Source organism: Henriciella litoralis (assembly GCF_002088935.1).
GTDB classification, from domain to species: Bacteria; Pseudomonadota; Alphaproteobacteria; order Caulobacterales; family Hyphomonadaceae; genus Henriciella; species Henriciella litoralis.
The window spans coordinates 2,175,690-2,189,179 of record NZ_NCSS01000006.1; the positions used below are offsets into that span (position 1 = coordinate 2,175,690).

Sequence of the window (13,490 nt, forward strand, 5' to 3'; positions counted from 1 at the left end):
CGGCAAGGAGATCAAACAGCGCATGAACATACGATATCTGCTGCCCGCATTCGCAATTGCCGCTGCGTTACCCGCCTGCGCTCACCAGACCAGCGCCCCCGCTGAGGCGCAAACCGTCGAAGCCCCCGCCACACTTGCAGATATCGTCGATGACTATGAAGCGTTGGTGTTGCTGGATAGTCCATCCGCCGCCGCACGGGCCGAAAATCAGGCCGCGCGGCGCTGGTCGGATGTCAGCGATCTCCATGTCTCACACATGGCAGACCGGGCTCGCCATCTAAAAATGCGTCTCGACGCGCTGGACGATCACACCGCTCCGGAATGGGCCATTCTCTCCCACCTGCTTGATCAGATGATCGCCGCCGAGACGTTTGATACCGCACGTATACCGTTCACCGGCGACTGGGGGTTTCACGCCGAGCCGTTTTTTGCCGCCCGCTCTTTAAAACTGAAATCTGCAGACGATGCGGATGCCTGGATTGCCCGCCTCTATGACGTTCCGCGCTATTTCGCGGACCACACGACTAATATGCGCCGGGGCGTCAGCAACGGCTGGACGGCTCATACCGACCCGCTCGGGACAACCATCGAGCAGGTTCGCGAACAGGTCGTCGACATGCCCGAAGATAGCCCGCTATGGGCGCCGTTCGAAGACTTGCCGGACACGATTAGCGATGAAGACGCAGTCGCCATCCGCCGCAGCGGACGGCAGGCCGTCAGCGCTGCCATCGGCGCCTATGCCGACCTGCTCGCCTATCTCGAAACCGAGTATCTCCCCCATGCGCGCGCCGAGCCGGGAGTCGTCACCCTCTCCGGCGGGCGTCCTTATTATGCACAGGAGATCAAGACGCATACGGCTGGCGCAGGCTATTCACCATCAGAGATCCACGAGCTTGGCCTGTCAGAAGTCGCGCGCATCCGCGCCGAAATGGAGATCATCATCGAAGAGCTCGGCTATCCCGGCACCTTTGATGAGTTTCTGAACTTCCTGCGGACCGATCCGCAGTTCTATTCCGAGACGCCGGAAGACCTGCTTGAGAAAGCCGCGCGCATTTCAAAGCGTCTCGATGCGATCCTGCCGCAATATTTCGGCAAACTTCCGCGCCTGACCTATGGTGTCGAGCCTGTGCCTGATGCCATCGCGCCCGGTTATACGACAGGCCGCTATGCTGGCGGTGACCCTGAAAAGGGCGTGTCAGGGACGTATCTGGTCAACACCTACGCGCTCGATCAGCGCCCGCTCTACGAGCTGCCGGCCCTCTCGGCGCATGAGGCGGTGCCGGGCCACCATTTGCAGATCTCGCTGGCGCAGGAATTGGAAGACGTCTCACGTTTCCGAAAGCAATATTACGCGACCGCCTTTGGCGAAGGCTGGGGCCTTTATGCCGAAAAACTCGCCGGGGAAGCGGGCATCTATCAGACGCCTTATGAGCGCTTCGGCCAGCTCTCCTATGAGATGTGGCGGGCTTGCCGTCTGGTCGCAGACACCGGCATGCACTGGTACGGCTGGTCCCGCGAGGAAGCAGAGGCGTGTTTCACCGACAATTCAGCGCTTGCCCCGCTCAATATTAAAACCGAAGTCACCCGCTATATCGGCTGGCCCGGCCAAGCGACGGCCTACAAGATGGGCGAGCTGAAAATCCTGGAGCTGCGCCAGACAGCCAGGGACGCCCTCGGCGAAGATTTTGACATCCGCGCCTTCCACGACGAACTGCTTGGCGCAGGATCGCTGCCGCTCGACGCACTTGAAGTCAGGATCAAGGCGTGGATCGAGCGCCAGCTCTCCGTGGACGAACCAGAGCCTACTGTTCCTGCGTAACCGGTATCTTCAGATAGGTCCGCCCGTCGGTATCTTCGGGCGGCATTGAGCCGGCGCGAATATTGACCTGAAGGGATGGCAGGATGAGGCGCGGTGGCTGCAGCGTTGCGTCCCGCGCATCCCGCATCTCAACGAACTCTTCCTCGCTGATACCGTCGTGGACATGGCGGTTTGCAGCGCGTTGTTCCGCCACTGTGGTTTCCCAGCGATAATCAGTCCGGCCTTCAGGGAGATAATCGTGACCCACAAAGATGCGCGTTTCGGGTGGAAGCGAGAGAATTTTGGCAATCGACCGGTACAGCGTTGCAGAATCCCCGCCCGGAAAGTCGGCCCGTGCCGTGCCATAGTCTGGCATGAAAAGCGTATCGCCAACAAAGGCGGCGTCTTCGATGACATAGGTCAGACAGGCCGGCGTATGACCCGGCGTATGCAAGACACGCACATTCAGGCCGCCAATCGCGAAAGTTTCGCCATCGCTGAAAAGGTGGTCGAAGACATGCCCGTCCGGCGTGATGTCCACCGCATTGAAGACAGGTCGGAAAATCTTTTGAACGTCGCGAATGTGCTCACCAATGCCATACTCCGCGCCGGTCTTGCGACGGATGTAATCGCCTGCCGAGAGGTGGTCGGCGTGCGCATGAGTGTCGAGCACATAGTCGACGTGAAGCCCCCGCGCTTCAACTTCGGCAAGGACCTCGTCGGCGGAGCTCGTCCTCAGCTTGCCGGATGCAGGATCAAAATCGAGCACCGGGTCGATGATTGCCGCTTTCGAGCTCGCTTCGTCGACCACAAGATAGGTCACTGTTGAGGTGTCGGGGTCAAAAAATGCCTTGATGTCCATGAGAATATCTCCTGTTTGTGAAATACATATATTAGCTATTGCTTATTTAGCAAGAACTAATATATTGGGCGCATGATCAGAACAAAAATGGACCCCGCCCAGCTTGAGGCCAACGCGACTGCCGCTGCGGCTTTCCTGCGCGCGCTTGCGAATGAAAAACGGCTGATGGTGTTGTGTCAGCTCGTCGAAGGCGAAAAGAGCGTTGGCGAACTCCTCGAAGGCGCAGGCGTCTCCCAGTCGGCGCTGTCACAACATCTGGCGAAGCTGCGTGACGAAAAGCTCGTAAAGACGCGGCGCGCCGGGCAGGTTATTTATTATTCCATCGACGACCCGGCTGCAGCGAAACTTCTCGAGACGCTGGCCGACATATTTTGCCCGGAGGATGGACAGTGACCGCCATTTTCGCCGACCCATCCATCATCCTGCCCGCTCTGATCAGCGGCGCCCTCGTCGGCCTGCTCCTGTCGACATTTGGCGGTGGCGGCTCGGTTCTGGCCGCGCCCCTGCTGCTCTATTTTGTCGGTGTCGATGACCCGCATATCGCCATCGGCACGTCGGCGGCCGCCGTCGCCATGACCGCGCTCATCAGCCTGGCCGGTCACTGGAGGGGCGGACGCGTAAAATGGCCCTGCGCCAGCGTCTTCGCCCTTGCCGGACTGGTTGGCTCCATCCTCGGATCCAGCATCGCCAAGATAGTCGACGGGCAACAGCTCCTCCTGGGATTCTCGGTCGCAATGGTAGCGATTGCGCTCTCCATGTTCAGAAAACCAAAGCTGGCTGGTAATCCCGATGTACATCTGGAGCCGAGACTTCTCATCCGTCTCGTCCCGCTTGGTGTCATCGTCGGTTTTGCAGCGGGTTTTTTCGGGATTGGCGGCGGCTTTCTGATCGTCCCCGGACTGCTCTACGCCACCGGCATGACAATGGCCGCAGCCACGGCCTCCTCGCTCGTTTCGGTCGCGCTTTTCGGCACCGCGACATCTGCCAATTATGCGCTAGATGGCCTGATCGACCTCAGATTGGCCCTGTTGCTGGTTGTTGGCGGCCTGATCGGCGGTATTGCAGGACAATATATCGCGAAACTGCTGGTGCCGCGGGCGCAAGTCGCCCGGAGGCTGTTTGCCGGATTTATCATATTGGTGGCGCTCTACGTTGCCTGGAATGCCATCATGGCGATGACATCTGCGGCGTAGAATCGCCTTATCGCGCGCGGCAAACTGCTCTATCCGGTCAGGCATGAAACTGACCATTCTTGAAACCGGCCTGCCACCCGAGGCCATCCGTGCTGACTGGCCGCGTTATCCGGCCATGTTCGAGAGCCTGATCAAGCCGCATATGCCTGGCTTTACCTGCGAAAGCGTGGCCGTTTCGTCCGGCGACGATTTCCCCGATCTTGATGGGATCGATGCCATTCTTGTCACCGGCTCTGCGGCTGGCGTCTATGAGCAGCATCCGTGGATGGGGCCACTCCTGAATTTCATCCAGCGCGCGGCGGCAAAGAAAACCCCGCAGATTGGCGTCTGCTTTGGCCATCAGGCTATCGCAAAAGCGCTGGGCGGTCGGGTCGAGAAGTCCGACAAAGGCTGGGGCCTCGGACGGCATGTCTATGACATTATTGAACGACCAGACTGGATGGGCGACTATCGCGGCGAGACATTCTCGCTTGGCGTCAGCCATCAGGATCAGGTGCTGAGCCTGCCGCCAGGCGCGCAGGTCGTGGCGCGGTCAGACTTCACGCCCTTCGCTGTTCTCGACTATGGCGCTGTCCCCGCGATCAGCTTTCAGGGCCATCCGGAGTTTTCCGCCGGGTTCTGCAACGCGCTATATAATGTGCGCCGGGGCACGGCCTTTTCCCCTGAACGCGTTGATGCCGCCAGCAAGAGCCTCGAAACGCCTGTGGACAATGATCTTGTTGGCAAATGGATGGCAAACTTCCTTAAAGAGGCGTCACATCGGGAATAAATCGCTCGCGGGACTGGAAAAGCTTCACACATTCATGCCATCTGGGGGCTGCAGGAAATAAGGAGTCACCGGCCCATGATGCCGAAACCACGCGCTGATATTGCCCCTAATTCAATCGAGTTTGAAACGCTCCCGCTGGTGAAGCCAACCGGCTTTCGCGAATATGATGCACGCTGGTGGTTTGGCGGGACGGGGCACGAAAAGGCGCCGGAGCTGAACCTGCTCGGCGTCGAGGCGCTCGGTCTTGGCATGGCAACGCTGTTTCATGAGCTGGGCGTGACGCCGAAAGTCGTCACCGGCCATGATTTCCGGTCGATTTCGCTCGGTATCAAGAACGCGCTGAAGCTCGGCCTGGTCGCGGGTGGATGCGAAGTGCTCGACGTGGGCCTGGCGCTCTCGCCGATGGTCTACTGGTCACAGTTCGAGCTCGATGCCGATTGCTGCGCGATGGTGACGGCGAGCCACAATGAAAACGGCTGGACCGGCGTCAAGATGGGCGCGAACAAGCCGCTCACCTTCGGTCCGGAAGAAATGGGCCGTCTGAAAGAGATCGTTCTCAATGGTGATTTCCAGCCGCGCGCTGGTGGCGGCAGCTACCGCGTCGATGACATGCGGGAAAAGTACATCGCATCCGTCTCCGAAGGCGTCAGCCTGAAGCGCAAGCTCCGCGTGATCGCGGCCTGCGGCAATGGCACGGCCGGCGCGTTTGCGCCAGATGCGCTGCGGGCTATGGGCGCCGAGGTCATCGAGATGGACTGTAATCTCGACAACACCTTCCCGAAATACAATCCGAACCCTGAAGACAGCGAGATGCTGCACGCCATGGCGAAGGCCGTAAAAGAGCACGGCGCTGATGTCGCGCTCGGTTTTGATGGCGACGGCGACCGCTGCGGCGTTGTTGATAATACGGGCGAGGAAATCTTCGCCGACAAGATCGGCCTGATGCTGGCCCGTGACCTCTCCAAGGTTCATCCTGGCGCGAATTTCGTCGTCGATGTGAAATCGACCGGCCTCTACAAGACAGACCCCGTTCTGAAAGAGAACGGATCCACAGTCGACTATTACAAGACCGGCCATTCCTACATCAAACGCCGCACGACCGACCTCGGCGCGCTGGCAGGCTTTGAGAAGTCCGGCCACTTCTTCTTCCGCCCACCGATCGGACTTGGCTATGATGATGGCCTCGTCGCAGCCGGCGCGATCCTGCAAATGCTCGACCGGAACCCCGGCAAGACAATGGCCGACCTCAAATCAGAGCTTGGCGTCGCCTATACCTCGCTGACCATGTCGCCCCATTGCGATGATGAGCTGAAATATGACGTCGTCGACAAGATGGTCACCGAATATGAAGGCATGGCGGGCAAGGAAGTCCTCGGCCGTAAAGTTGTCGACGTAAACACCGTCAATGGCGCCCGCGTGACGCTGGATGATGGCTCCTGGGTGCTGGTGCGCGCCTCATCAAACAAGCCGGAACTGGTTGTGGTCGTCGAAAGCCTGCAGTCCGAAGACGATATGCGCGACCTCTTCCACAAGGAAGTCAAACCGCGCCTCGGCAAGCACGAACAGGTCGGCAAGTATAACCAGGAGATCTAGTGTTCGAAGTTGCCTTCTAACGGGAAATTCTCTACCTACGCGTGGTTCAATCAAGGGGGGTTAGCATGCGTTTGTTCTGCATTTCAGGTTTGGCCATTCTAGCGAGCGCTTGCGTGTCTCCGCTCCCACCGGAAGATCAACGCCCGTCATTTGATTATGCGCCCGCAGGGCCTGTGATGGTGTCGGTCATCGAGGACAGGGTTCGCACCAAGGATGGCAAGCCGGACGATTTGATCGGTTATGCGCGCAGCTATGGCATTCCTAACCATTGGAAGCTGAACGTCTTTCGCCAGAAGGACATTCCGGAAGGTGCAGATCTCGGCGATTTTCTGGAACAGCGAATTGTTGAAGGCATGACCGACAGTGGTTGGTCCGCAATCGCCGTTGAAACTGATGAGCCGGTCGCAGACGCGGACGTAGATCAATTTCTATCGCCACAACAGGCTAGCCGGCTTCTGACCATAGTCATCAAGGACTGGCACACCGATGTTAATTTGAACTGGGTTGGCAAATTCCGTTTTGACCACGACGCCGAACTCGCCGTCCAGGGCCCGGATGGCACCATACTGAGCAAGTCATTCAAGGAAACCGAGTCTGTTCCTGGCGACGCAAATGACAGCTGGCCCAACGCAATCCTGCGAGCATTTTCAGCCCAAGTGCAAGAAATGCTGGACGATCCAGAGGTCGTATCGGCCTTGCACGCTGAAGACGGCAAAGGCGAAGAGGCCGCCGAAGCGGCTGGCGCTGTCGCATCAAGGTGACGGAGGTTCTTGACCTTTCGGCCTAAAAAACGCACCCCTCGCAACTCTTCTATGGCGGTGAAAAATACAGGACGAAATCCATGCGCGTAGCGATGATCGGGACAGGTTATGTGGGCCTGGTAAGCGGGGCGTGTTTCGCCGATTTCGGGCATGTTGTGACATGCGTCGACAAGGATGCCTCCAAGATCGAGCGCCTGAAGAAGGGCGAGATTCCGATCTATGAGCCGGGCCTCGATGATCTCGTTGCGCAGAACGTTTCTGCTGGTCGGCTGAAATTCACCACCGAAGCAGCTGATGCAATTGCCGACGCCGATGCGGTCTTCATCGCAGTCGGCACCCCATCGCGCCGCGGCGATGGCCACGCTGATCTCTCTTATGTCTATGCCGCCGCTGAAGAGATTGCTGGCCTTATGGACGGGTTTACCGTCATCGTGACAAAGTCGACAGTGCCTGTCGGTACGGGCGACGAGGTCGAGGCGATCATTCGCAAGGCTGCGCCTGATGGTGATTTTGCCGTTGTCTCAAACCCTGAATTCCTGCGCGAAGGCGCGGCCATCAAGGATTTCAAGATTCCTGACCGGGTTGTTGTCGGCACGGATGATGAACGCGCCCGCGAAGTGATGCGTGAGCTTTATCGCCCGCTTTTCCTCAATGAGACGCCGATCCTGTTTACGACACGGCGCACGTCTGAGCTGATCAAGTATGCGGCGAATGCGTTCCTGGCCGTGAAGATCACCTTCATCAACGAGATGGCGGACCTCTGTGAGGCCGTTGGCGCAAATGTGCAGGAAGTTTCGCGCGGGATCGGGCTTGATGGCCGGATCGGCCGCAAGTTTCTCAATGCAGGCCCCGGCTATGGCGGCTCGTGCTTTCCAAAAGACACGCTGGCGCTGACCAAGACCGCCAGTGACTACAACTCGCCTGTCCGCATCGTCGATACGGTGGTTGAGGTCAACGCGGCCCGCAAGAAGGCGATGGCGCAGAAAATCATCCGGGCGATGGGCGGCGACGTCAAAGGCAAGACGGTTGGCGTGCTGGGCCTCGCCTTCAAGCAGAATACCGATGATATGCGCGATGCCCCGAGCCTCGACATCCTGCCGGCACTGATCGAAGCCGGCGCAACTGTGCGGGCCTATGACCCGGAAAGCATGGATGAGGCGAAAAAGCTAATGGACGGCATCGACTATGCCGAGAATGCCTATGATGCCATCGACGGCGCCGATGCGATGGTGATCATCACGGAGTGGGACCAGTTCCGCGCGCTCGATATGGACCGGGTCAAGGCATCCCTGAAAACTGACACCGTCATTGACCTGCGAAATATCTATTCGCCCGAAGACATGGCTAAACGCGGCTTTACCTATTTCTCCATTGGTCGGTAGTCGGCACCGCGAGTTGACCCTTGTGTTTCATCTCGCGAATGCCGCATAAACCCATATGCACCTAGCTCCTCGCATTCTGGTTACGGGCGGCGCCGGCTTTATCGGCTCTTTCCTCTGTGAACGCCTGCTCGATGACGGGGCGGAAGTCCTCTGCGTCGACAATTTCTTCACGGGCACGCGCACCAATGTCGCCCATTTGATGAGCAATCCGCGCTTTGAGCTGATGCGTCATGATGTGACGGTGCCGCTCTTTGTCGAAGTAGATCAGATCTACAATCTTGCCTGCCCGGCAAGCCCGGTTCACTACCAGTTCGACCCGGTCCAGACGACCAAGACCAGTGTTCATGGCGCGATCAATGTGCTTGGGCTCGCCAAACGGACCAAAGCCCGCATTCTCCAGGCTTCGACCTCCGAGGTGTACGGCGATCCGGAAGTGCATCCTCAGCGCGAGGATTACTGGGGCAATGTGAACCCGATCGGCCCTCGGTCTTGCTATGATGAGGGCAAGCGCTGCGCCGAGACGCTGTTCTTTGACTATCACCGTCAGCACAGGACCGAGATCAAGGTGGCGCGGATCTTCAATACTTACGGGCCTCGCATGCACCCCAATGACGGACGCGTGGTCTCGAATTTCATCATGCAGGCCCTGCGCGGTGAGGACATCACGCTGTATGGCGACGGCCAGCAGACCCGCAGCTTCTGTTTTGTTGAGGATCTCGTTGAAGGCCTGATCCGGCTGATGAAAACGTCGGCAGACGTCACCGGCCCGATAAATCTCGGCAATCCGCGCGAGTTCACGATCAGGGAACTCGCCGAAATTGTGATCGAGCTGACGGGCGCCTCATCAAAGCTGGTTCACAAACCCTTGCCACAAGATGATCCGCGTCAGCGCCAGCCCGATATCACCAGAGCGCACGAAACCCTGGGCTGGGAACCAACCATCGCCCTGCGTGACGGCCTTGCCAGAACAATTGCTTACTTTCGCGCATTGCATGAAGCCGCCTAGCGGCACAGCTGCATCACTGTTAAAGCGCGGCACAGATACTTTCAGGAGCCAGACATGAAATTCTTCGTCGACACGGCCGACACGGCAGAGATCAAGACGCTTGCCGAGACCGGACTGATAGATGGCGTCACGACCAATCCGTCGCTGATTGCCAAGTCCGGACGCAAATTTGCGGACGTCATTGCCGAAATCTGTGAGCTGACCGACGGCCATGTCAGCGCGGAAGTCGTGGCGACTGACTACGAAACCATGGTCAGTGAGGGCAAGAAGCTCCAGGCCATCGCGTCTAATGTCGCGGTCAAACTGCCGCTGACGATGGACGGGCTGCGGGCCTGCCGGGCCCTCACCGATGCAGGCACAGCCGTGAACGTCACGCTCTGCTTTTCGGCCAATCAGGCACTTCTCGCGGCAAAGGCGGGCGCGGCCTATATCTCACCCTTCATCGGTCGGCTGGACGATATCAATATCGATGGCATGGAGCTGATCGAGGATATCCGCACGATCTACGACAACTATCTGTTTGAGACAGAAATCCTCGCCGCATCGATCCGTAGCGCCAACCATGTCCGGCTGTCCGCGCTGGCAGGCGCTGACGTCGCAACGGTGCCACCGAACGTTCTTCGCGGCCTTGCCGATCACCCGCTGACGGACAAAGGCCTCGCAGCCTTTCTTGCCGACGCCAAAAAGGCCGGCATCGAAGTCTAGATCCAGGCTGCCCAATCAGACGTTTTTCCCGAACAAAGAAGTGAGACCAGAGTGACAGATACCCGTTATGACGTTGTTGGGCTTGGCAATGCCATCGTCGATATCATCGCGCCCGTCGAAGACCGTTTTCTTGAGGAACATGACATCCGCAAGAATGGCATGACGCTGATCGATGAGGCGCGGGCCGCAGAGCTGACAGAAGCGGCAAAGGATGCCCGCCAGCTGTCTGGTGGATCAGGCGCCAATACAATTGTCGGGATCTCCAGCTTTGGCGGCACAGCGGCCTATATCGGCAAGGTCGCCGAAGACGAGCTTGGCACCGTCTTTCGCAGCGACATGAAGACGGTCGGCGTTCCTTTTGATACGCCAGCCCTGTCGAGCGGCCCGGCGACGGCACGCTGCATCATCTTCGTCACCCCGGATGGGGCCCGCAGCATGAACACCTATCTCGGCGCGTCTGTTCTGTTCTCGCCTGAGGACGTTCAGGAAGAGACCGTCCGCGCCGGCAAAATCCTCTATCTTGAGGGTTACCTCTTTGACCAGGAAGCGGCGAAAGCTGCCTTCGTACATGCCTCAGAAATCGCGACAGCCGCCGGCCGCAAGGTGGCGCTGACCCTGTCTGACAGCTTCTGCGTCGAGCGTCACCGCGACAGCTTCCTCCACCTTATCAAGAACCATGTCGATATTGTCTTCGCCAATGAGGACGAGGCCCTGTCGCTTTATGAGACGGAAGATTTCGATACGGCTGTGGCGCGCATGCAGGCCGATACGGCGCTGGCGGCAATCACACGGTCCGAGAAAGGCTCAGTCGTGATTGGCGACGGCGAAGCGATTACCGTGCCGGCCGAACCTGTCAGCAAGGTCGTTGATACGACCGGGGCTGGCGACCAGTATGCCGCCGGATTCCTGTTCGGTATTTCGCATGACTTGCCTCTGGCAACCTCCGCGAAGCTTGGACACATGGCGGCGGCCGAGGTGATCTCCCATTACGGCCCACGCCCGGAGACGCCTTATGCAACGCTCGCCAAGGCTGCCGGCGTTTCAGGCTAACGCCCGATTGTGCCAACTCATGGTTGACGGGCTGTTATCCACTTTTTGGAAAGGATGTGGCGCTAGCACTGTATGAACAGGTTCGATCTGGCTGGTATAAATAAATAGAATGGCCTTACCTATGGGTGCCGCAGATAATCTGGAACGTGAGCTTCCTTATTTGCGCCGCTATGCGCGCGCAGTTACCGGAAATGGCGTCCAGGGCGACAAAATTGTAGAATCGATGCTTGTCTCCATGCTGGACAACATTCCGAGCGACTTCAGCCGTATCGCACTTTTCTCCAGTCTCGATGCCCGGTTCAGCATGATGAATACAGGCGAAGTGTCGAGCGAGATTGCCGCGCTGTCGACGGATGCGCGGCGCGCGCTGATGCTGACAGCGATGGAAGGTTTCCCGCTGAACGATGCCGCCAGTATCATGCGCAAGAATTCCGATGAGCTCCTGGAGCTCATCGCTGACGCTGAGAATGATCTGACTGAGTCTCTGGCGAGCAAGGTCTTCATCATCGAAGACGAACCACTTGTTGCCGCTCATATTGCCCAGATTGCACGGCAGGTCGGACACACTGTTATCGGCCAGGCGGTGACGCGGGAAGAAGCTGTGCGGGCCTGCGCAGAGCTGAGACCGGAACTTATCCTCGCAGATGTACAGCTTGCCGACGGCTCTTCCGGGGCCGATGCGGTGGCTTCAATTAAAGAGAATCTGGATGTGCCCGTCATCTTTATAACGGCGTTTCCGCAAAAACTTTTAACGGGGCGGCACGGCGAGCCAGCTTATCTGATTCCGAAGCCTTTTCGACCGGACATGGTCAAGGCGGTCATGAGCCAGGCTTTGATCCAGCGCCGCGTTCGGCATTCAGCCAAAAAATAACCGGCGCCAAAAAGCGCCGGTTGAGAGTTGGTGTCATGGAAGTTGGAGTAGTTATGCTTCACCTGTCCTATGCAGAGCTCCCCAAGACCGTTCCAAAATTTATTCAGGTTTTATTTTCCCGCTTCATTGAGCGCCTCAACCGCATAATCGAGACGGTCATGGCCGAAGAATAGCGTTTCTCCGACGAAGAAGCTGGGAGCGCCGAACGCGCCCCTCTGGATCACTCCATCTGTGTTGGTGCGTAGCTGGTCCTTGGTAGTTTCGTCTTCCATCGCCGCTTTGACCTGCGACCAGTCGAGGCCCGCATTGATACAAAGCGCTTCGACCTGGGCCTGATCCTCGGTGTCGAGCGGCTCGGGCGCGGCCCACATGGCGTGAAAGACCGCATCCATCAGCTTTTTCTGTTCACCTGGTTGATCATCCAGCGCGATGACTGCGCGCAGGAGCGGGCGGGTGTTAATCGCCGGAAATTTCGGATGCATGCGAAACTCAATGCCGTAGCGCTTGCAGCACCTCTGCAGATCGTCAGCCATATAGGCCCCTTTGGCCGGCACCAGACCGGGTGGACGATTGCCGGTGTTCTGCATGATCGCGCCGAGGAAGACGGGCGTGATCTTCAGCTCTGCATCTGTCTGTTCGAGATAGTGGGGCAAGGCGTGCCAGGCGACATATGAGAACGGGCTTATGAAATCGAAGCAGAATTCGAGCGGTTTTGACATGCGGCAGTTTCCAGTCAGGTCTGTAGTGTCTTAGAAGGTTTCCATCCAGGGGCGCAGGTCCAGCTCATGCGTCCAGGCGGAGCGCGGCTGTTGATGCAGCGTCCAGTATGTCTCGGCGATGGCCTCAGGATCGAGAATGCCGTCAACATCCTTGAGCTTGTAACGCTCGGGGAAATTGTCACGGATGAAGGCGGTGTCGATCGCGCCATCGATGATCGTGTGCGCGACATGGATACCGCGTGGGCCAAGCTCTCGCGCCATGGATTGCGCGAGGGCCCGAAGCGCGAACTTGGCGCCGGCAAAGGCCGAAAAGCCCGCACCGCCACGCAGGGACGCGGTTGCCCCGGTAAAAATAATTGTGCCGGCTTCGCGCGGGCTCATCACCCGAGCCGCTTCCCGACCTGCAAGAAAACCTGCAAAGGCCGCCATCTCCCAGACCTTGCGATAGACGCGCACCGTCATTTCCGTGATCGGGAAATTCACGTTTGCGCCAATATTGAAGACGACCACGTCAACGGGGCCAATGTCGCGCTCGACCTCATCGAAGAGGGCGATCATTTCATCTTCAGAGCGCGCATCGCAGCCACGTCCAACCGCTTTGTATCCGTCAGCCTCAATAGTTTCGACGAGCGGCATGACCGCCTCGCGGGTGCGCCGCGTACACACTGCCGTCAAACCTTCACGTGCGAACCGGCGAGCAATTGCGCCCCCGGTTGCATCCCCTGCTCCGATAATAATCGCCGCTGATTTCATGAATTACTCCATTCCATTTTGGAACTCT

14 protein-coding genes are annotated in these 13,490 nt (G+C 58.4%); 11 read left to right on the top strand and 3 right to left on the bottom strand.

Translation table 11 applies throughout. The features are described 5' to 3' along the window. Window positions 1–22 precede the first annotated feature (22 nt). On the top strand, window positions 23–1,819 hold the full coding sequence (locus tag B8783_RS14140; RefSeq protein ID WP_084420744.1) for a DUF885 domain-containing protein: 1,797 nt from the start codon (window positions 23–25) through the stop codon (window positions 1,817–1,819). Here the strand turns inward: B8783_RS14140 and B8783_RS14145 are convergent. Next, window positions 1,803–2,660 (bottom strand): MBL fold metallo-hydrolase, encoded by an 858-nt coding sequence (locus B8783_RS14145; protein ID WP_084420745.1) that lies wholly within the window; start codon window positions 2,658–2,660, stop codon window positions 1,803–1,805. The genes B8783_RS14140 and B8783_RS14145 overlap by 17 nt on opposite strands. A 72-nt stretch (window positions 2,661–2,732) precedes the next feature. Here B8783_RS14145 and B8783_RS14150 point away from each other — a divergent pair, with 72 nt between their 5' ends. From B8783_RS14150 to B8783_RS14195, 10 genes are all read left to right on the top strand, one after another. Further along, window positions 2,733–3,053 (top strand): ArsR/SmtB family transcription factor, encoded by a 321-nt coding sequence (locus tag B8783_RS14150; RefSeq protein WP_084420746.1) that lies wholly within the window; start codon window positions 2,733–2,735, stop codon window positions 3,051–3,053. Window positions 3,054–3,058: 5 nt separating this feature from the next. Then, window positions 3,059–3,853: a sulfite exporter TauE/SafE family protein gene (locus B8783_RS14155; protein WP_084422114.1), complete on the top strand. Its 795-nt coding sequence runs from the start codon at window positions 3,059–3,061 to the stop codon at window positions 3,851–3,853. Window positions 3,854–3,896: 43 nt separating this feature from the next. Next, entirely contained in the window at window positions 3,897–4,622 is a 726-nt protein-coding gene (locus tag B8783_RS14160) for a type 1 glutamine amidotransferase (protein ID WP_084420747.1), read from the top strand. 78 nt (window positions 4,623–4,700) lie between these two features. Further along, the gene (locus B8783_RS14165) at window positions 4,701–6,215 is read left to right on the top strand and encodes a phosphomannomutase/phosphoglucomutase (protein WP_084422115.1); all 1,515 of its coding nucleotides are present in this window, start codon (window positions 4,701–4,703) and stop codon (window positions 6,213–6,215) included. A gap of 113 nt (window positions 6,216–6,328) precedes the next feature. Beyond that, window positions 6,329–6,976 carry a YajG family lipoprotein gene (locus B8783_RS14170; protein WP_139792379.1) on the top strand — a complete coding sequence of 216 codons (648 nt, stop codon included), beginning with the start codon at window positions 6,329–6,331 and terminating at the stop codon, window positions 6,974–6,976. 80 nt (window positions 6,977–7,056) lie between these two features. After that, window positions 7,057–8,358, top strand: coding sequence for a UDP-glucose dehydrogenase family protein (locus tag B8783_RS14175; protein ID WP_084420749.1), 1,302 nt, complete (start codon window positions 7,057–7,059; stop codon window positions 8,356–8,358). Window positions 8,359–8,413: 55 nt separating this feature from the next. Continuing rightward, a complete protein-coding gene (locus B8783_RS14180; protein ID WP_084420750.1) occupies window positions 8,414–9,364 on the top strand; it encodes a UDP-glucuronic acid decarboxylase family protein in 951 nt (316 codons plus the stop codon). Between the two features lie 54 nt (window positions 9,365–9,418). Continuing rightward, complete coding sequence (gene fsa, locus B8783_RS14185; protein WP_084420751.1) at window positions 9,419–10,069, top strand: fructose-6-phosphate aldolase; 651 nt, start codon at window positions 9,419–9,421, stop codon at window positions 10,067–10,069. Window positions 10,070–10,120: 51 nt separating this feature from the next. Next, entirely contained in the window at window positions 10,121–11,119 is a 999-nt protein-coding gene (locus tag B8783_RS14190; RefSeq protein WP_084420752.1) for an adenosine kinase, read from the top strand. 121 nt (window positions 11,120–11,240) lie between these two features. After that, window positions 11,241–11,990 (top strand): PhyR family response regulator anti-anti-sigma factor, encoded by a 750-nt coding sequence (locus B8783_RS14195; RefSeq protein WP_169711803.1) that lies wholly within the window; start codon window positions 11,241–11,243, stop codon window positions 11,988–11,990. 110 nt (window positions 11,991–12,100) lie between these two features. Here the strand turns inward: B8783_RS14195 and B8783_RS14200 are convergent, their stop codons facing one another. Further along, a complete protein-coding gene (locus tag B8783_RS14200; protein WP_084420754.1) occupies window positions 12,101–12,709 on the bottom strand; it encodes a 2-hydroxychromene-2-carboxylate isomerase in 609 nt (202 codons plus the stop codon). A 30-nt stretch (window positions 12,710–12,739) separates the two neighbouring features. Next, a complete protein-coding gene (locus B8783_RS14205; protein WP_084420755.1) occupies window positions 12,740–13,462 on the bottom strand; it encodes an SDR family oxidoreductase in 723 nt (240 codons plus the stop codon). Between the last annotated feature and the right edge of the window lie 28 nt (window positions 13,463–13,490).

Excerpts from the sequence above, each read along its gene's own strand:
- B8783_RS14140 (WP_084420744.1), top strand. The coding sequence starts at position 23 with ATGAACATACGATATCTGCTGCCCGCATTCGCAATTGCCGCTGCGTTA.
- B8783_RS14145 (WP_084420745.1), bottom strand. The coding sequence starts at position 2,660 with ATGGACATCAAGGCATTTTTTGACCCCGACACCTCAACAGTGACCTAT.
- B8783_RS14150 (WP_084420746.1), top strand. The coding sequence starts at position 2,733 with ATGATCAGAACAAAAATGGACCCCGCCCAGCTTGAGGCCAACGCGACT.
- B8783_RS14160 (WP_084420747.1), top strand. The coding sequence starts at position 3,897 with ATGAAACTGACCATTCTTGAAACCGGCCTGCCACCCGAGGCCATCCGT.
- B8783_RS14165 (WP_084422115.1), top strand. The coding sequence starts at position 4,701 with ATGCCGAAACCACGCGCTGATATTGCCCCTAATTCAATCGAGTTTGAA.
- B8783_RS14175 (WP_084420749.1), top strand. The coding sequence starts at position 7,057 with ATGCGCGTAGCGATGATCGGGACAGGTTATGTGGGCCTGGTAAGCGGG.
- B8783_RS14180 (WP_084420750.1), top strand. The coding sequence starts at position 8,414 with ATGCACCTAGCTCCTCGCATTCTGGTTACGGGCGGCGCCGGCTTTATC.
- fsa (WP_084420751.1), top strand. The coding sequence starts at position 9,419 with ATGAAATTCTTCGTCGACACGGCCGACACGGCAGAGATCAAGACGCTT.
- B8783_RS14195 (WP_169711803.1), top strand. The coding sequence starts at position 11,241 with ATGGGTGCCGCAGATAATCTGGAACGTGAGCTTCCTTATTTGCGCCGC.
- B8783_RS14200 (WP_084420754.1), bottom strand. The coding sequence starts at position 12,709 with ATGTCAAAACCGCTCGAATTCTGCTTCGATTTCATAAGCCCGTTCTCA.
- B8783_RS14205 (WP_084420755.1), bottom strand. The coding sequence starts at position 13,462 with ATGAAATCAGCGGCGATTATTATCGGAGCAGGGGATGCAACCGGGGGC.